We start from the raw sequence: 18,574 nt of genomic DNA, 5'->3' as shown, positions 1-18,574 counted from the left end.
GACTATCATTTGTTGTTTTAACGAGCCAGTTCACTAATTTGTTTTCCAAAAATCAGATAACTATCTAATAATCAACCAAGAAAACATTTATGGATAATATGTATTCAGGCGAACATTTGCGTTCAGCATAACGTTTTTCAACTAAACAGGTAAACCGCCGGAAAGTGCTTTTTCCGTACCTTTGCCTGGTCAAACGGCCTTGCCGATACCTGTATGCTCGATTCGTTGCTTTCTCCTTCTTTATCAACTAATACCGATTCGCCGGAACGGTCTGAATCACTTATTCAGTACACGCCTTCACTCACGCAATACATCCGCCGAAAAACCAGTACGGTTACGATTGGCGATGTGCCTATGGGCTCCGATTACCCCATCCGGGTTCAGTCGATGACAACTATAGACACGATGGATACGAAAGGCTCTGTTGAACAGACAATTCGGATGATCGAAGCAGGTTGCGAATACGTTCGTATTACTGCACCGAGCGTAAAAGAAGCTCAGAATCTAGAAAACATTCGCAAAGAATTGCGGGCTAAAGGATACAACACCCCTCTGGTAGCTGACATTCACTTTACACCAAACGCAGCCGAACTTGCAGCACGTATAGTCGAGAAAGTTCGTATCAATCCGGGCAATTATGCCGACCGGAAACGCTTCGAGTTCATCGACTATACCGACGCGGCCTATGCAGCAGAACTGGAGCGCATTCAGGCTAAATTTTTGCCCCTCATTCGTATCTGTAAAGAATATGGTACGGCCATGCGAATTGGCACCAACCACGGCTCGCTCTCAGACCGTATTTTAAGTCGGTACGGCGATACTCCGGTGGGTATGGTTGAGTCGGCGCTCGAATTTCTGCGCATCTGCGAAGCCGAAAACTATTACAATATTACCCTCTCGATGAAGTCGAGCAACCCGCAGGTGATGGTGCAGGCATATCGACTTCTGGTACAACGTCTGGATGAGGAAGGGCTGAAACCCTATCCATTGCACCTTGGCGTGACCGAAGCCGGTGAGGCCGAAGATGGGCGTATTAAGTCAGCCCTGGGCATAGGAACGCTATTGGAAGATGGCATTGGGGATACCGTTCGGGTATCGCTAACGGAAGAGCCCGAGCGGGAAGCCCCCGTTGCAAAGGCGTTGATTGATCGGTATACAAACCGGGCAGCAACCAGTAATCCAATTCCGAAAATTACGCATTACCCGATCAATCCATTTCAATATACCCGTCGAAAAACGCACGAAGTAGCCAATTTTGGCGGGCAGAATGTCCCTCGTGTCATTGCCGACTTTAGTCAGATACCAGTTACGGAACATAGGGACCTTCATCCTGTCGGGCATTTTTACTTGCCCGAACCCGATAAGTGGCGGATGAACGATCTTGGTGCAGACTATATATACACGGGTTCGCAACCCGCGCAGTTCATGCTGCCTAATGGCCTTAGACAGATTCTGGATTATGCCGTCTGGCAAACCTATTCAGATCAGGTAAATACATCGCCGGTGTTATCCGCAACGGACTATCTGACAGCTCATGCGACCCAGACGCAATTGCAAACTCGCCTGAATTTTGTTCGTGTATCCTTGCCTGAGCTATCGAACGAACTGCTTGTCTCTTTGCGTAATGACCCAACGGTTGTGTTGATTATTTCGTCCGACAACGCACATGCTATGCCTGAGCTTCGGCGGTTGTTTGTCGAACTGATGAATCAAGGGCTAACTACGCCGGTAGTTATTAGCAGAGCCTATACCCAGGTGGCTGAAGAGAATTTGCCGCTTTATGCTGCCACCGATGTAGGCGGGTTGCTGATCGACGGTCTGGGTGATGGCACAATGTTGTCATCGGTGGGAATGTCGGGGTCTGCTGATTCACTAAAAGGGCTAAACAGTTTGTCGTTTGGCATATTACAGGCCGCTCGTACGCGCATCACCAAAACCGAATACATATCGTGCCCATCCTGCGGTCGGACGCTGTTTGACTTACAGGAAACAACAGCCCGAATACGGCAGCGTACCGACCATCTTAAAGGGGTTAAGATTGGTATTATGGGCTGCATCGTTAATGGGCCGGGCGAAATGGCCGATGCAGATTATGGTTACGTGGGCATTGGACGCGACAAGATTGCGCTTTATCGCGGTCAGGAGGTGATCAAAAAATCGGTTCCTGCCGACCGTGCCGTCGATGAGTTGATTGAGCTTATTCGGGAAGACAGCCGCTGGATTGAACCAAGCTTAGTGAATGAATAATGGTCGTAAAGTAAATGTTCTGGCAATCATTTTTGTTATGTAGTTAACTAGTTTCATTATCCATTTTCCATTGATTTCCCCGTGAATAAATTCGTTGATTATTTCAAAATTGGGCCTGTTTTCACCTATTTCTTACGGGTGTTTCGTAAACCCGACCCAAAAAGTCCAACTAGTGTGAACCTAAGGATGATGCATGGCATCAATCGCATCTCGATTCTTATGTTTCTGTTTGCGATTATTTTTTACACCGTTCGTCATTGCACCCGATGAACACGGAAGCCCTGCGCGACTATTGTATTAGCAAACCAAATGCGACCGAGTCGTTCCCATTTGGTGGTGATGCGCTGGTTTTTAAGGTTGGCGGAAAGATGTTTGCTTTGCTATCGACCGAAAGCCAGCCAACAACGATCAACTTAAAATGTGATCCTGAACGAGCGGTTCAACTTCGTGAAGAACATAACGCCGTAACACCCGGTTACCACATGAATAAAACGCACTGGAACACCATCACGATAGACGGTGGCGTTCGTACAAGCGAAGTTCAGGAGTGGATTGACCACTCGTATGAACTGGTCAGAGCGAGTTTACCGAAGGCAGTTAGGGCAGGATTAATCTGAGAAAATAGTTTGTCAAAACAGCCTGAAACGCTTAATTTCGTAAGGTTGGGAAAAAACCAGACTTGGTTATGGAAGTTGTACTCTTAAGTCTTTTTTTCGGAATTTATCTGACCCTCCGGTTCTTTCTGGTGGATCATGATACGCCATCTGACAAAGACCGAAAACGATTCCAGAAAGGTATTGACCTGGTTCAGAACCGGAACTTTATAGAAGCCCATCATTATTTCGATGATGCGGTTCGGCAGTACCCAAAATCAGCCATTGCTTACGCCTACAGAGGCAAATGCCAGCTTGTACAGGAAAATCATTTTTCGGCCATTTATGATTTGACGCAGGCTATCAACCGAGATAATACCCTGGCCGAATGCTACCTGGACCGTGGCATGGCTTATTACTATACAGCTGATTTCCAACAGGCTTTCCGGGAATTTGATAAAGCCGTTTGGCATTTTCGCGATGAAAAGCCTGATGCTTATCGGTGGAGAGCCTTAGCCCGCATTCAGGTTCGGCAGTTGCCCCAGGCAGAAAATGACCTCCGCCGGGCCGTTTCACTTGGCGACGAAAATTCATTTCACATTCTCCTTCAACCGCCGTTTACACGACCGGTGTACCAAAAGTAAGGTTTACGGTATTTGGTTTACGGTTGGCTGACACATCATCAATAGCCGCGTCAGCCAACCGTAAACCAAATACCGTAAACCTATTTCAGTTTCCCCAGTTGCTCTACATTCCGACGGGTGTCAAGGTGGCTTGCCTGAGACATCTCCATCGACTTTTGAGCGGCTTTCTGAGCATCAGCACTTTTGCCGCCCCGACGGTAGGCCTCAGCCATTTCGTAGTATAAATCAGCTTGTTCTTTCGGACCCGGTTTCAACGCAAGGCCTTTATTGATCCACTTGACAACCGTAGGTGCATCCACTGCATCGGGACTCGACCGGTTGAAAAGCCGTGAAATATACATATACTCTGGCACCGTCAACTGATTGGAATTAACCTGATTATCCATCCGTTCAACAGCTTTCGCCGTTTGACGGGCACGGAAGTAGGCGCTCACCTCGGATAACAATGTCCGGTTGGCTGCTATTTTCGGATCAATGCCAATTTTTATTAAATCCTGCTTCACCTCTAAAATTTTAGAAATCGGATATTGTGCGCCACGACCACTGAACAGCGACGACATTAGAATATTTTCGGCGACCTGCAAAACAGGCTCTGCACCATAGGCTTTCCGATAGGTCTCCAAATGTCCAAGCATGTACTGGAACATCGGATTTTCAAAATCCAGCACGAGTTTCTGTAAGGCCAGCCAGTTTGTTTGATTGGCAAACGTTGCCGCCGACTGCTGCCGGGCGTATTCATTCATTGCCGCCATATTGGCAACTGTATCTTTGATAACACGGCCATACATGGCATAGTCGATCAGGAAATTGGCCGCCCGCTCACCTTGTTGGTAACGGATTTTCATGTTCTGACTACGAGCCTGGGGGTCCATTGCATTGGTACCATGCCGAATCACTTCATCCGTCATATTGTTGCTCATGGCAAAGTGAACCAGATTCTGCTGCGGATCGAAATACAGAAACAAGGGCAACGAAGGCACATACAAGTGTCGACTTTCTAAAAACGCCCGTGTGGCAGGCTCGCCAATATCGAGCTTTGTACTCAGGAACTTGGCATTATAGAATTTACCTACCCGGCTGTCGGCCAGCGTTGGTATGAAACTCTGACAGGTATGGCAGGTGGGCGAATAAATTTCGACGAATACCGGCTTTCCCGCCCGTTTTGCTTCCTGGAAAACGCTACCAATCGGTGTGGTTTTGAATAGAATACCGCCAGACTTCTGCGCGAGCGTAATGTTAGCTACCAGAAGTAGCAAAAGTATCTTTTTCATAAAATAAGGACAGTCGTTACGATGTACATCTCAGCAAATTAACGACCAAAGTTGCCGAGCTGGTATCAGCTATTGCTGTTGCTGTTTTTGCTGTTTAATTTCCTCCTCCAGCCGCTTGCTCAACACCTGACATGTTTTCTCAATATCATCTGCCATACGCTGATCGCCGGTTGCACTCAGGGCAGTATCAGCAATGCCGCTCATGATCTCAATCATAAAGCGTTTCATATCCACCACTTCCATGTCCTTCGTCCAAAGGTCAATTTTTAGGGTGCTGTTATGGTAATGATCCCAAAGTGAAATGGCAATAGCCCGCGTATCGCTCAGGCCTTCGTTTGGGTTATCGGTGGCTTCCCAGTATATTTTCTCAGGGATATTTTGGTTGTCGAGTTCAACCGAAAAATGAATGTCTGATTTTTTCATAGATACAAAAATACGTAGCGCGGGCGAAACCCGCGACTTGACTGTCAACAAACATCGGCGTTTGCTAGAACGGGAAACGGCATTTTAGGTACTTTCGTCCCAAATTAACATCCCTCATGTACACCTTATATGCCATTCCCAACTGCGACACGGTAAAAAAAGCCCGTGTCTGGTTAGCACAACAGGCCATTGATTATCAATTTCACGATTATAAAAAACAGGGTATCAACCAGAAAACAATTGAAAACTGGTTATCGCAAAAGCCCTGGGAGGAATTAGTAAACCGCAACGGATTAACCTGGAAGAAGCTTTCTGATGCCGAAAAACCCACCGATGCCGCAGGAGCCATTGCCTTGATGATCGAGAAACCTTCCCTTATTCGTCGGCCGCTGATTGAAGCCGATGGCCGAATTATTGCCCTCGGGTTTAACGCAGACACTTACAAAGAAACGTTTTCTATCCAAGCCGGGGTTCTTCCAATAAAATAGTACTGAAATGTCAAAAAGAACGCTGGATTCGCCGGAAGCTGTTCGATTTCTGGTGGATTCGTTTTACGAAAAAGTACAGGCCGACGCATTTATTGGCCCTGTTTTTACGGATGTAGCCCAGGTGGACTGGACAAAACACTTACCTAAAATGTATGCCTTTTGGGAGTCGCTGATTCTCGGCAATAACGCCTATGACGGCCACCCTTTCCGCCCGCATTTGATTATTAACCAGCAACATACCCTCACCATAGATCATTTTGACCGTTGGCTTAAGTTGTTTTCGGCTACCCTATCCGAGAATTTTACGGGCGAAGCTGTCGATGAGGTCCGCCAACGAGCCACCCAAATTGCGCTTGTGTGGGCTAATAAACTTGAGTACCTGAATAATGACTCGTTTATGGGTTAATAGTAAACCCACTTACAAAAGATAATTACGCTGCACTAAACAATTCAGGAGTACGATTTTGGCTGTCAATTATTGACCAGATCTGTACTCTTCCCGCCATTACCCGCACTCTTCGAGATAATTGGCGTGATTGTCCACTTTCGTTTGGGTTATCCATCGCCTGTCTGCAACTTTGGCCGATTCCTATTCTGTTTAACCATGACTGACAGGTTAACTTCCAGGCAAAAATGGCAACTGGCCATCCGGCTGCTGTTGCTGTATTCTCCCCTCCTGCTCTATGTTAATTTACCTGAGAAAGCGCGCACCGTAGCCAGTCTGTTGCATATTCTGCCAATTCTTATCCCAATTTTGCTACTTGCCCTTGTATTGTATTTCTTCTGGATCAGCGTGACCGACTGGATTCAGCACTTGTTGTTCAGACGGTTCGGTGACGATTTTCTACTGGGATTCAACTGGGGAGCTTTAGCCGTAACCTTCCTGATTTCGCTGGTTCTATCTATACTCTATATCCAGGTCTTTCAACAGATCCTTCACCTGATTGCTACATTAATTTTTCAATTCTGGCCTGCTCTACAAGCCAAACCCAATAGTTCGGACATGCCTGCGGAGGTGTTCACCTATATAAAACGGGCTAATAATGGGTTTTCTGTGGTGATTATGCTATCAGCCTTCTATCTGACAATCATTGCCCGCTCGTATTTGCAACTCAAAGATGTGCAGCTTAAAGCTGAACAGCTGGAGAAAGAAGCAGCTATCAGCCAGTTTGAAGCCCTGAAAAATCAGCTAAGCCCCCATTTTTTATTCAACAGCCTGAGCATTCTCACGTCTATGGTTCACGAAGACGCTGATCTTTCGGAGCAGTACGTAAAGCAACTTGCCAAAGTATATCGGTATATTCTGGAGCAACGCGACCAGGCTACCGTACTGCTCAAAACGGAGTTGGATTTCATTCAGTCCTATACGTTTCTACTCCAGATACGCTTCGAAAATAAATTTGACGTTACCCTGGATGTACCGGCAGACATACAGCAACAGTACCGCATTGCCCCTTTATCACTGCAATTACTTGTGGAAAACGCAGTTAAACATAATCGCATGTCGGTACGCGAACCGCTTCGCGTGCATATTCTTGTGCAGGATGGGTATCTATGGATTACGAACTCCTTACAGGCTCGTGACCAGGCCGACGAATCGACTGGAATCGGGCTGAATAATATTGCAAACCGCTATAAATTGCTCACCGACCGTGCGGTATGGTATGGCGAGGATACTGGTCAATTTTTGGTAAAACTCCCCCTGCTATCATGAATGTCGTCCTAATCGAAGATGAAGATCGCACCGCCCGCCAGCTTGTGCGCCTACTAAAAAAATATGAGCCCTCGATTAACATTCTGGCCCAGCTTCCCTCTGTCAGCGAGACGGTTGCCTGGTTTAAGGACCATCCTTTGCCAGATTTGGCCTTTATGGATATACACCTGGAAGATGGACTGGTTTTTAACGTGTTCGAACAGCTTCAACTCCGTCTACCCATTATTTTTACGACGGCCTATGATGAGTATATGCTAAAAGCCTTCAAGGTCAATAGCATCGACTATCTGCTCAAACCCATTGACTACGATGAACTGGTGGCGGCTTTGGACAAATTCAAAGCCGTTCGCAACTCCTCAACGACGCCTGATCTTAATACGCTTCTACAACTGCTGCAAAAACCCCAGACAGTCGGTTTTAAAGAGCGGTTCATGATTAGCCTTGGCACCAAAATCCACAGTGTAGAAGTGTCCGATATTGCTTATTTCTACACAGAGGAGAAAGCTACATTTCTGGTAAACAAGGCCGGTCAATTTATGCCCCTCGAATACAGCCTCGACCAGTTACTGGGGTTACTTAATCCTTCCCTGTTTTTTCGGGTGAACCGCCAGTTCCTGGTTGCCCGACCTGCCATTCAGGCCATTCATACCTACTCGGCGGGCAAGCTCAAACTGAATTTGCAGCCCTCGGCAAAGGAAGATGTGTTCGTTAGTCTGAGCCGCCTGTCTGAGTTTAAAGACTGGTTGGGGCGTTAGCAGCTGCTTTGTTTAAAGGCCATTTCTCCCCTACTCATCGATAATTTCCCCTACTTGGGCAAAAAAGAAGCGTATAACGTCGAGACGAGGTATACGTTTGGATCATTAAAGAAAAATGATCCTTCGTTATGCGACTCCTATTCTTCGCCTTTACCCTTTTATGTTTACCCTCTGGTTTATGGGCACAATCGGCTCCGTCAACGACCACATCCGTTACTGGGTCAAGCCGTGTTCGGATTGTGCTGACCGACGCTAAACAACAGCCCATCTTTGGGGCTACGGTGCGGCTTCGGCTCTGGACGGATTCCACCAGCCAGGTCACTACCATCAGCGATACGGCGGGTATCGCTCAACTGAATTTGCGGTCTGATGCACTCTATGCGTTGAGCGTGACCGCGCTGGGCAAAAAGCCCCTTACTCAGGGAATCCGGCTGACGAAAGCCCAATCCACTTTCCGTTTCACACTCGAAGCCGAAGCCAAAACGTTAACGACCGTGACGGTCACGGCCCGGAAAGCCCTTATGCAGCAGGAGGACGATAAAACCATAATCAACCCTGAGCTCATTGCTAACAGCAGTACGAACGCTTTCGAACTACTTACCAAGACACCCTGCTTGTTTCTGGATCAGGATGGCAATGTTTATCTGAATAGTGCAGTACCAGCCACTATTTACATTAATGGCCGGGAGCAGCGTATGAGCGCCGAGGACGTGGCCACGTTACTTCGGAGCCTCCCACCCAACAGCGTTGAACGAATAGAAGTGATGCGGACGCCTTCGGCCCGTTATGATGCGTCGAGCGCCGGAGGAGCGGTAAATATTGTCCTGAAAAAAGGAGTCAAACTGGGCCGGACGGGAAGCGTAACCGCCAACATGAATCAGGGGAGATTTGGCAATCAGGGCGTTGGGTTTAGTCTGAACGATGGTAACGGAACTCGATCAACTTACCTGAATATAAATTACAGTCGACGAAATAATTATGACCTGCTAACCAGTTCACGACAGCTACCCGGCAACCAGACCATCAGCCAGGAAGCTTATACCCGTACGCCGGGCGATGCACTCTTTGCGGGGTATGGCCTGGGCTACCAACTAAACCGGCGATGGGAAGTGAATCTTGATGGACGGGCAAATTATGGGTTTACCAACAGTTTTGCTGATAACACCACCCAAATCCGGGCGACAGAGGGCAGCCAGCCATTCGTCGAAAATATCAATACACTTCAGAACAAAGGCCGAAACGGATCGCTAACGCAGGGGCTATCCAGTCGCTATAAACTCGATTCGCTGGGATCTGAAATCACAGCAGACTTTTCGTACAGCTACTTCGACAACCGTACGGACCAGGCATACCAGACCCAGTTTCAACTCCCGATAAACCCTACGCTGGTTAGTGAGGGCACCCTCCTGAATCGCCGACAACTGGCAACTGCCAAGCTAGACTGGATTCAGAAACTGCCGCATAAATTAACACTCGAAGCGGGCTTGAAAACCAGTAACCAATGGCTGGCCAGCAAGACTAATTACGTCAATATTCTCCAGGCGGTTCGCCAGCCTGATCTGTCCCGCACTAATACCTTCGACTATACCGATGGCATCCATAGTGGGTATGTACAGGCGGCTAAAACATTTGGTAAGTTCATCCTAAAAACCGGGCTTCGAGTCGAAAATACGAATATGGACGGCCATCAGCGTGTTCCGACCGACACTACCTTCCGGGTCCGGCGCACCGACTTCTTCCCCTATCTTTACCTGAGTCGGCCGGTGGTGTCCATCGCTAATTTTCCCGTTCAGGCATCGCTCATTTATCGTCGGTCCATTACCCGACCTGGGTATGAGCAGCTAAATCCCGCTATTCGCTACGTAGATCAGTATCTGTACGAAACGGGTAATCCAGCCTTACAACCCCAATTTACGCAAAACGTGGAGGCTAACCTAAGCGTAGCTAACCTGCCGATTCTGTCTGTGGGGCAGAACTACACGCAGCAGCTCTTTTCAAGTGTGCTATACCAGAGCCACGTTAACACCAGCATCGCTTACCGAACAACTGACAACCTCGGTCAAAATCGGGAGACTTACTTTCGCATGTTGCTCGGTATTCCACCCGGTGGCCGCTATTTCTTCGTTGTGATCGGGCAGTATAATTATAACCAATACCTGGGGCAGTATGAAGGCCAGCCACTTACCTTCAATCGGGGTTCGTGGACATTGCTGACCTATCACCAGCTTGACCTCGATAGTCGCTCTACGCTTCAGGTTAACGGGTTCTGGTCGATTCATGGGCAGCGGCAGTTTTATGAACTCGGTAATTTTGGTACTGTCGATATGAGCATCAACCGCAAGTTCTTGAACAGCCGACTGATGGTTACCCTATCTCTTTCGGACATGGTCTATACCAACCGGAATACGTTTGTTCTGAATCAGGGTAGTATTATGGCGGAGGGTTCTCGTCGGGGCGACACCCGCCGGGTTGGTTTTAGTGTGCGCTATAATCTTGGATTCAAGAAACAGCGGGAAGAAAGCGCAAATCCATTTAATTTTGATGGCCTTAACCAACCCAACAAATGAAAATTAGTCAGCCGAACTTTCGCAAGCCCACCCGCTCCGACTGGACATTGATGGCGATTTTGTGGGCGATGGCTTTCCCCTTTATGGTATTCGGCAATCTGGGCCGTCCCTGGTGGTTTATTCTGACTGGCTGGGCGTTCGATGTGCTCATCCATTCAGGATTAGCCATTCTGATGGTTTACATCCTGTTTCCTGCCTTTCTATTCACCCGCCGGTATTTGATGTTGTTTTTTTCTTTACTGGGAGCACTACTGATTTTTGCTACTGTCCATAGGTTCGGCCTTTGGCTGCTTCATTACCAGGATCAACCGTTCCGATGGTTCAGTGTCATTACCAGCCTGGTAAACATCGCCCCTCAGGCGAGTGTGTTGGCAGCGGTATTGACGGGGAAACAGTTTTTTGAGACACAACAACGGCTGGTCCACACCGAGAAAGAACGCGCAGAAGCCGAATTGCGACACCTCAAAGCACAAATCGACCCGCACTTTCTGTTCAACAACCTGAATGTGCTGGGTGCCCTTATTGAGCGCAGTCCTGAACAGGCCAGTGCCTATTTACACCGATTTTCGGCGTTGTATCGCTACCTCATTCGGAACAAAGATGAAGACGTTGTGCCGCTGGCCGACGAACTGGCCTTTCTCAGCGATTACATTTATCTGATTCGGCAACGGTTTGGGCGGGCTTACGAAATCGTGACTACGATGCGTATTGCCGACACGCTTAGTGTGCTGGTTCTGCCGGGAAGTTTGCAAACGCTGGTCGAAAACGCCGTGAAGCATAACCAGAGCAGCGACACCGACCCCTTGCTGATTGAGTTGACGATTACGGATGAAGCCGTCGTGGTGAGGAATGAACTGCGTCCTAAACTTACTCCCGTTGACTCTACGGGAACGGGCCTTCGGAATTTACAGGCTCGCTACCAACTGCTGTCGGATAAGGCCGTGCTGGTGCAGCCGACAGCAACCGAGTTTGTCGTCACGTTACCAATCCTGCGTCCCGCTGTTGTCGAATCGAATAACCCATTTACTGTTAGTAAATAGCTGCCCGTGACCATTGTTCTACTCGAAGACGAAGCCATAGCTGCCCGTCAACTCGTCGATTTACTGACTCGATTAGTACCTGATGCCCATATTTTGGCCACATTACCCAGCGTTCAGGAAGCCACCAACTGGCTGTCAAGCAACCCCGCACCCGACTTACTTTTTTCGGACATTGAACTTCTGGATGGTAACGTGTTTGCCTTGTTTGACCGGGTGCAGGTGAGCTGCCCAGTTATTTTCACAACGGCCTACGATCAGTTTTTGTTACGGGCCTTTCAGGGAAACGGTATTGCTTATCTGCTTAAGCCGTTTACCGAGCATCAGCTACGGCAGGCACTGGACAAATATACACGGCTGCAAATGTCGCTGACCACACTCGTACCCACGTTAACTGAAGCGGTCCTGAACCAATTGCGCGATGCGCTCCGCCCTGCACAAACGAGCTACCGACAACGCTTCGCCGTTAAACTTCGTCAGGGTATTCACCTGCTGGATGTTGATGAGATCACATACATGCAGGCAGACGAAGGGGTTGTTTTTGCTTACGATACAAAGGGACAAAAGTACCCACTGAATGGCAGCCTGAACGAATTGGAGGAGCAGCTCGACCCCGCCCGTTTTTTCCGGCTCAATCGGTCTGAGCTGATCCACATCCGGTATATTGATCGTCTGGAACCTTATTTCAATGACAGGCTGGCTGTACGCATCGTAGGCCGAACCGAACCGCTCATCGGTAGTACTGCCCGCACGCCCGATCTGCGTCGGTGGGTGGAGGGGTGATAATGGCCCGTCAATACCGTTTATGTTGCCCTGAAATTCGGAGTAACAATACTCACGATGGTGGTTCACCAGTTCGGTAAACCACCATCGCGGCTATTGCTTGCTGAATACTTTCTTCAGCAAGTCCGTAACCCGTGCCGCCGGATTTTCCCGAATCTTTTGCTCTTCCTGAGCCACTAAAATGAACAGCCCGTCAACCGCTTTATTAGTCGCATATTGAGTTAGATCTGGGTTAACTTTCTGCACAAACGGTACCTTGTTGTAGGTGTTGACCAGTTCAGAATAGTATTTGGTAGCATTGTTTTTCTTAAGCGTACTATCAACAATGGGTGTAAACTCAGATACCAGTTGCTGACCTGACGTCCGGCGCAGGTATTGCGTAGCGGCATCATTTTGCCCCCGCAAAATACCAACGGCATCCTGGATACTCATTGATGTTATGGCCTTGATAAACACCGGCTTTGCTTTTTTGGCAGCATCTTCAGCAGCCCGATTCAGCGACAGCTCGAATTGATCGACTTGCTTGCTGAAACCTATCTGCCGGAGGGTTGAAGCAACTTTCTGCGCTTCGGGTGGAAAGGCAATTTTTAGCAATGGGTTTTTAAAATAGCCGTTCAATGCCGACGCCTGATCAGAGCCCTTGCTAATGCCAATTTGAAGAGCCTCTTTCAAACCTGTAGCAATATCACTGCTGGTCAGGCCACCCGATGTACCCGAAGTCGCATTCGTGACTGCCTTTAGCACTTTACCAAAAATGCCACCACCTGATTGTTGCGGAGCTGTCGTTTTGGTTGAGTCCTGAGCAAAACTGCTTTGACTTATGGTTAGCGCCAATAAGGCGGCTGCGAAAACTTTTTTCTTTATCATAGGATTGACTTAATCAGGTTGCCAATTTATAACGGCCAATGGCCCTAAATCGTTTTTTCGTACTTTTGACAACACCGAATGAGTAAAGTAAACTGGAGACTGGATGTTTTATTCTGATACACTGACAATCAGACTCCCAATTCGTCACACTTTACTCAATTCTACTTTTTTTATTACTCAAGTAAAATGACCAACACCGTCCGCGCCGAAGTAATAACCATTGGCGACGAAATATTATTCGGCCAAATCACCGATACGAATACCGCCTGGATAGGCACCGAACTAACAAATATTGGCGTTCGTGTTGTCCGGAAAACATCCGTAGGCGATCAACAGGATGCCATTTTGCAAAGCCTGCAGGAAGCCCATCAGCGTGCCGACATCATTATTATAACCGGTGGCTTGGGGCCAACTAAAGACGATATTACCAAAAAGACGCTTTGTACCTATTTTGGTGTCGGGATGGTTCGCAATGAGATTGCCCTGGCTTTGGTTACGGGATTTTTCGAGAAGCGGGGCCGTGAAATGACCGACCTAAATCGGGGTCAGGCCGATCTCCCGGCCAATGCAACTTATATGCAGAACGATTGGGGCACCGCTCCCGGCATGTGGTTCGAGCACGAGGGGCGGGTGTATGTGTCGCTGCCAGGTGTACCGTTCGAGATGAAACACCTCATGTCGAACCGCATTCTGCCGAAACTGACCGAGCATTTTAAAACGCCCATTATCAAGCATAAAATGATTCGGACGGTTGGCATTGGCGAATCATTTCTCGCCGAACGGATCGAAGCCTGGGAAGATGCCCTACCCGACCACATTAAACTGGCTTATCTGCCAAGTTTTGGCGGTGTAAAACTTCGGTTAACCGCAACCGGCGACGATAATGCATTATTAGATCAGGAACTGGCCGAGCAAGTGGCGAAGGTGATGCCGCTTATAGAAAAAAATGTATACGGCTTCGACAGTGATGAGATTGAAAACGTTGTTGGTAAGCTGCTGGTTGAGAAAAATTTAACACTAAGCGTTGCCGAAAGTTGTACAGGAGGCTATGTATCGGCTCAAATCACAAAAGTGCCGGGGTCGTCGGCTTACTTCTGGGGAAGCGTTGTTAGCTACAGCAACAGCGTAAAAATATCGCAGTTGGGCGTACAACCTGAAACCCTGGATCAGTTCGGAGCGGTTAGCGAAGAAACGATTCGCCAGATGGCCGAAGGTGTTCGCAAAACACTCGGTACAAACGTAGGGATTGCCACGAGTGGCATTGCAGGCCCCGGTGGAGGAACGCCCGAAAAGCCCGTTGGTACGATCTGGATTGCCTGTGCTACCGACCAGCGCACCGTGACACGACTACTCAAACTGGGCCAATACCGCGACCAGAACATTCAGCTTACAACAATGTATGTATTGAATATGCTGCGGGAAGAACTTATAAACCAATGAAAAATGGATAATGAAGAATGTATCCTAATTATCTGATCATTCTTCATTATCCATTTTTCATTATTCATTAAAAGAATATGGCTCTCATTGATATGGTTATGCCCAAAATGGGCGAAAGTATAATGGAATGCACGGTTATCGCCTGGCTGAAACAGCCGGGCGACCGGATTGAGGCAGACGAATCGTTGCTGGAGGTCGCTACAGACAAAGTAGATACCGAAGTACCTGCCCCGCATAATGGCATTCTGAAAGAAATTCTGGCAAACAATGGCGACGTAGTCGCTGTGGGCGCTCCTATTGCCCGAATCGAAGTCGAAGAAGCTATTGATAAAGGAACAAAACCAGCCTCGACTACCCCAGCCGAACAGTCGGCAGCGAATTCCGATCAAACACCCGTTGGCATTGGTGATGTAGCCAACGTTCCGGCTCCCGAGGAAACAGAGTTGCACGAGTCGGTGGTTTTTACAGCCGCCCATGAACTCGAATCAAGTATTGCGGCTATGAGTAGCCGGTCAGCTCCTGTTGAGAAAGCCGTGGCAACGTCTGCCACAACGCTGGCTGGCGACTCACCTATTTTTGCCGACCGGTTCTACTCCCCGCTGGTACTGAATATCGCCAGGGAAGAAAGCGTTTCGCGCGATGAACTCGACCGAATCCAGGGGTCAGGCGCCGAGAACCGTATCACTAAAAAAGACATTCTTGCCTATGTCATTGATCGGGCAGAAGGTAGAGGGTATGACACAACGAGTAACGGGGCAAAAGCTGGCGATACACCACAGGCAACTAACGGTGTCCAGCTACCAACCCCAGCTATACAACCTGTGCCAACGCAGTCGGGAAAACAGGTAAATGGCTCTGTAAACGGCCAGACTGATATTATCCAGATGGACCGGATGCGCAAATTGATTGCGCAGCGGATGGTCGAATCAAAGCAGATTTCGCCCCACGTCAGCTCGTTTGTTGAAGCTGATTTGACTCCCCTTGTGGAGTGGCGCACCCGGATAAAAGATCAATATAAACAACAGACTGGCGAGAATCTGACCTATACGCCCATGCTGGTCGAAGCCATTGTGAAGGCGATAAAAGACTTCCCGATGATCAATGTTTCGGTGGAAGGCGATTCGATACTGGTCAAAAAGGCAATCAACATCGGGATGGCCGTTGCCTTACCGAGTGGCAATCTGATCGTGCCCGTCATTCACAACGCCGACCAGTACAATCTCGTTGGCCTGACAAAAAAGGTCAACGACCTGACAAAACGCGCTCGTGAAAATAAACTCACCGCCGATGATCTGGCGGGGGGCACCTATACGATCTCCAACATTGGCACGTTTGGCAACCTGATGGGTACGCCCATTATTCTTCAACCCCAGGTGGCCATCATGGCCTTTGGTGCTATTGTGAAGAAACCGGCTGTCATTGAAACCCTACAGGGCGACTTTATCGGTATTCGGCAATTAATGTTCCTCTCCCACTCCTACGACCATCGCGTTGTTGATGGATCGTTGGGCGGCCAGTTCGTGCGTCGCGTCGCCGATTACCTTGAAAAATTTGATACAACGCTTAAACTATAACCGGGGTTTCAAGACCGGACCAAACTAAACGACTACGGGTTTTCAGCTCGTAGTCGTTTTAGTTTGCGAAGTAGTCTTTTTGGCTTAAGCCGATTTCGCCCCATTGACGTTGTAATCTAATAAGATCAACATGTAGTAATCGATTACTAATCCAAGCCGCCAGATCAGTATCTTTGCCTATCAACTTTATAGCGAAACTGCTCCAGGTATGCGGGTTATACAACTCCTTATTCCAGCTTCTTTCCTGTTTTTCTATTCCGTCTGCAGTTTTGCTCAACGAGCACCCAGCCCCACAGACACGACCTACATCATGGCTCTGCTCAGGAAAGCAGAAGCCGTTGAAATGCAGCAGCCTCAAAAGGCCTTACAGGATTATCAACGAGCTTTTTCGTTCGCTCAAAAAATTGATTACACCAAAGGCTATTTTGAGAGTATCCGGCTGATAACCTATTTACTCGATGTACTGGGTCGCCATGATGAATCCCACAAATTAGCCAATGAAGGGCTACAGAAAGCCCTGCGTGATACTAATCAGCAATACCGGAGTACATGCTATTTCGCGCTGGCGCAATCGGCCAAATGGCAGGGTAAAAACAAAGAAGCCATTGGCTACTTCAAGCAGGCAGCTCCGTTTATGCTTGCCCATCCCAATCGCCGGAAAGCCGCCGTTCTCTACCAGAATCTCGGGCTTATTTATGAAACCGAAAAACTTTATCCGCAGGCGCTAACCTATTTTAACCGGGCGCTTACCAATGATCGGCTGGCCAAAAGTTCGCCCCAGGATATCTCGCTGGATTATCAAAGCATGGCAACGGTTTATGTGAAGCAAAACCGATTGCCGCTGGCAATGACCTATTATAAAAAAGCATTGCCACTACTCGACTCGACCCGCGACATTGTATTCCTGATCAATGTCTATGGGAATCAGGCCAATCTGCACAAAGAATTGACTCATATTGATTCATCCCTTTATTACTACCAAAAGGCCCTTCGCCTGAATCATTCGGCCAATAATCCCCTTCAGGAACTGCATCTGTTAGCGGGACTCGCCGAAACGTACAACGAAATGAAGCAATATGAACAGGCAAAAACCCTGCTAAACCAGGCTCATGTATTAGCCAAACAACACAAAGTTGGACTATCGGAATTCCGTAATATTTACCGCGAATTGGCAAACGCGAATCTGGGTTTACACAACTATAAAGCGGCTATACCCTGGTATGATAAATACATGCAAACCAAGGATTCGCTATCTACTCTGGAGGCCAAAGCGCTTCTGGAGGAGTATGAGCTCAAACTGCGTCAGGCTGAAGCCAGCCAAAAACTGGCCGGAAAACAGCGGCAGATTGATCGTTTGGAACAAGACCGGCAACGGCAAAATTTGTGGATATTGATAGCAGCCCTCGCGGGCGTAGTGGTTGTGAGCGGGTTAGTATTCGCCTACTTGTATGCCCGACAGCGCCAGCTTACCGCCCACAACGCATTGCTGGCTGCCGAAAGCGCCCATGCGCTGGCAATCGTACAATCGCAGTTGCAGGGACAGCAAAGCGAACGGTTGCGCATCGCCAAAGAAATGCACGACGATCTGGGGGCTTCCTTAACGGCCATTGGCCTGTTGAGCGAAGTGGTCAAAACCCGTATGGGCACGTCAACAACGTCTGAAGTGGAAAAGATTTCGACGATCTCAGCCGATATGATCACCACCATGAACGAAATAATCTGGTCGCTAAATACCAAAAATGATAGTCTCAACGGACTGATCGCCTATATACGGGCGTATGCCAGCGAGTTTATCGACAATACAGATTTACACTTACTTACGCAGGTCAATGAGTCACCCCAAGAGATCACTATCCGGGGAATCGATCGCCGAAATGTATTCCTGACTGTCAAGGAAGCCTTGCATAATGTGGTGAAGCATGCTCACGCGACCCATGTATCGCTCACGATTCGGCCAGAAAATGCCCGGTTGTTCATTGAGGTAAGTGACGATGGGCAGGGGTTTGTACCCAGTGAGCGAACCCGATTGCGGAATGGGCTGGGGAACATGCAGCACCGTATGAGCGAATCGGGGGGCACCTGCGAAATTGAGTCCTCGCCGGGGGGTACCTGGGTAAAAATTACGTTTCCCTACCCGCTAGTGCCAGCAGACAAAATACTACAAACGTAGT

The 18,574-nt window shown here is 48.4% G+C and carries 17 protein-coding genes; 14 read left to right on the top strand and 3 right to left on the bottom strand.

The genetic code is table 11. The features are described 5' to 3' along the window. Positions 1–213 precede the first annotated feature (213 nt). The 4 genes from ispG to CWM47_RS07390 all read left to right on the top strand — a co-directional run bounded on the left by ispG (position 214) and on the right by CWM47_RS07390 (position 3,484). Entirely contained in the window at positions 214–2,247 is a 2,034-nt protein-coding gene (gene ispG / locus CWM47_RS07405; protein WP_100987382.1) for a (E)-4-hydroxy-3-methylbut-2-enyl-diphosphate synthase, read from the top strand. Between the two features lie 81 nt (positions 2,248–2,328). Further along, positions 2,329–2,517 carry a DUF6728 family protein gene (locus tag CWM47_RS39130; protein WP_100987381.1) on the top strand — a complete coding sequence of 63 codons (189 nt, stop codon included), beginning with the start codon at positions 2,329–2,331 and terminating at the stop codon, positions 2,515–2,517. Further along, positions 2,514–2,864, top strand: a complete 351-nt coding sequence (locus CWM47_RS07395; protein ID WP_100987380.1) for an MmcQ/YjbR family DNA-binding protein — start codon at positions 2,514–2,516, stop codon at positions 2,862–2,864. The genes CWM47_RS39130 and CWM47_RS07395 overlap by 4 nt, the downstream gene beginning before the upstream one ends. A 68-nt stretch (positions 2,865–2,932) precedes the next feature. Continuing rightward, complete coding sequence (locus tag CWM47_RS07390) at positions 2,933–3,484, top strand: tetratricopeptide repeat protein (protein ID WP_100987379.1); 552 nt, start codon at positions 2,933–2,935, stop codon at positions 3,482–3,484. A gap of 80 nt (positions 3,485–3,564) precedes the next feature. On the opposite strand, the gene CWM47_RS07385 is transcribed toward CWM47_RS07390, so the two are convergent. Together CWM47_RS07385 and gldC are read right to left on the bottom strand one after the other, a co-directional pair. Then, positions 3,565–4,755: a thioredoxin family protein gene (locus CWM47_RS07385; protein WP_100987378.1), complete on the bottom strand. Its 1,191-nt coding sequence runs from the start codon at positions 4,753–4,755 to the stop codon at positions 3,565–3,567. 69 nt (positions 4,756–4,824) lie between these two features. Continuing rightward, positions 4,825–5,178: a gliding motility protein GldC gene (gldC, locus tag CWM47_RS07380; RefSeq protein ID WP_100993772.1), complete on the bottom strand. Its 354-nt coding sequence runs from the start codon at positions 5,176–5,178 to the stop codon at positions 4,825–4,827. Between the two features lie 116 nt (positions 5,179–5,294). Between gldC and CWM47_RS07375 the strand changes: the two genes are divergently transcribed. The 7 genes from CWM47_RS07375 to CWM47_RS07345 all read left to right on the top strand — a co-directional run bounded on the left by CWM47_RS07375 (position 5,295) and on the right by CWM47_RS07345 (position 12,522). Further along, on the top strand, positions 5,295–5,666 hold the full coding sequence (locus CWM47_RS07375) for an ArsC family reductase (RefSeq protein ID WP_100987377.1): 372 nt from the start codon (positions 5,295–5,297) through the stop codon (positions 5,664–5,666). Positions 5,667–5,673: 7 nt separating this feature from the next. Next, a complete protein-coding gene (locus CWM47_RS07370) occupies positions 5,674–6,072 on the top strand; it encodes a group III truncated hemoglobin (protein WP_100987376.1) in 399 nt (132 codons plus the stop codon). A 198-nt stretch (positions 6,073–6,270) separates the two neighbouring features. Further along, positions 6,271–7,380: a sensor histidine kinase gene (locus CWM47_RS07365; protein ID WP_100987375.1), complete on the top strand. Its 1,110-nt coding sequence runs from the start codon at positions 6,271–6,273 to the stop codon at positions 7,378–7,380. After that, entirely contained in the window at positions 7,377–8,135 is a 759-nt protein-coding gene (locus tag CWM47_RS07360) for a LytR/AlgR family response regulator transcription factor (RefSeq protein WP_100987374.1), read from the top strand. Before CWM47_RS07365 ends, CWM47_RS07360 begins: the two co-directional genes overlap by 4 nt. Before the next feature lie 128 nt (positions 8,136–8,263). After that, positions 8,264–10,702 (top strand): outer membrane beta-barrel protein, encoded by a 2,439-nt coding sequence (locus CWM47_RS07355; RefSeq protein WP_100987373.1) that lies wholly within the window; start codon positions 8,264–8,266, stop codon positions 10,700–10,702. Then, positions 10,699–11,742, top strand: a complete 1,044-nt coding sequence (locus CWM47_RS07350; RefSeq protein WP_100987372.1) for a sensor histidine kinase — start codon at positions 10,699–10,701, stop codon at positions 11,740–11,742. The genes CWM47_RS07355 and CWM47_RS07350 overlap by 4 nt, the downstream gene beginning before the upstream one ends. Positions 11,743–11,748: 6 nt before the next feature. Further along, positions 11,749–12,522 carry a LytR/AlgR family response regulator transcription factor gene (locus tag CWM47_RS07345; protein ID WP_100987371.1) on the top strand — a complete coding sequence of 258 codons (774 nt, stop codon included), beginning with the start codon at positions 11,749–11,751 and terminating at the stop codon, positions 12,520–12,522. Positions 12,523–12,615: 93 nt separating this feature from the next. Here CWM47_RS07345 and CWM47_RS07340 read toward each other — a convergent pair whose 3' ends face one another. Beyond that, on the bottom strand, positions 12,616–13,389 hold the full coding sequence (locus tag CWM47_RS07340; RefSeq protein WP_100987370.1) for a DUF4197 domain-containing protein: 774 nt from the start codon (positions 13,387–13,389) through the stop codon (positions 12,616–12,618). A gap of 186 nt (positions 13,390–13,575) precedes the next feature. Between CWM47_RS07340 and CWM47_RS07335 the strand changes: the two genes are divergently transcribed. From CWM47_RS07335 to CWM47_RS07325, 3 genes are all read left to right on the top strand, one after another. Continuing rightward, complete coding sequence (locus CWM47_RS07335) at positions 13,576–14,829, top strand: competence/damage-inducible protein A (protein ID WP_100987369.1); 1,254 nt, start codon at positions 13,576–13,578, stop codon at positions 14,827–14,829. Positions 14,830–14,906: 77 nt separating this feature from the next. Next, positions 14,907–16,403 (top strand): dihydrolipoamide acetyltransferase family protein, encoded by a 1,497-nt coding sequence (locus tag CWM47_RS07330; RefSeq protein ID WP_100987368.1) that lies wholly within the window; start codon positions 14,907–14,909, stop codon positions 16,401–16,403. A gap of 208 nt (positions 16,404–16,611) precedes the next feature. Next, positions 16,612–18,573 (top strand): ATP-binding protein, encoded by a 1,962-nt coding sequence (locus CWM47_RS07325; protein WP_100987367.1) that lies wholly within the window; start codon positions 16,612–16,614, stop codon positions 18,571–18,573. Position 18,574 lies beyond the last annotated feature (1 nt).

Origin of the sequence: Spirosoma pollinicola, assembly GCF_002831565.1 — a bacterium.
Lineage (GTDB): Bacteria > Bacteroidota > Bacteroidia > Cytophagales > Spirosomataceae > Spirosoma > Spirosoma pollinicola.
This window is presented reverse-complemented; position numbering and strand designations above follow the sequence as displayed.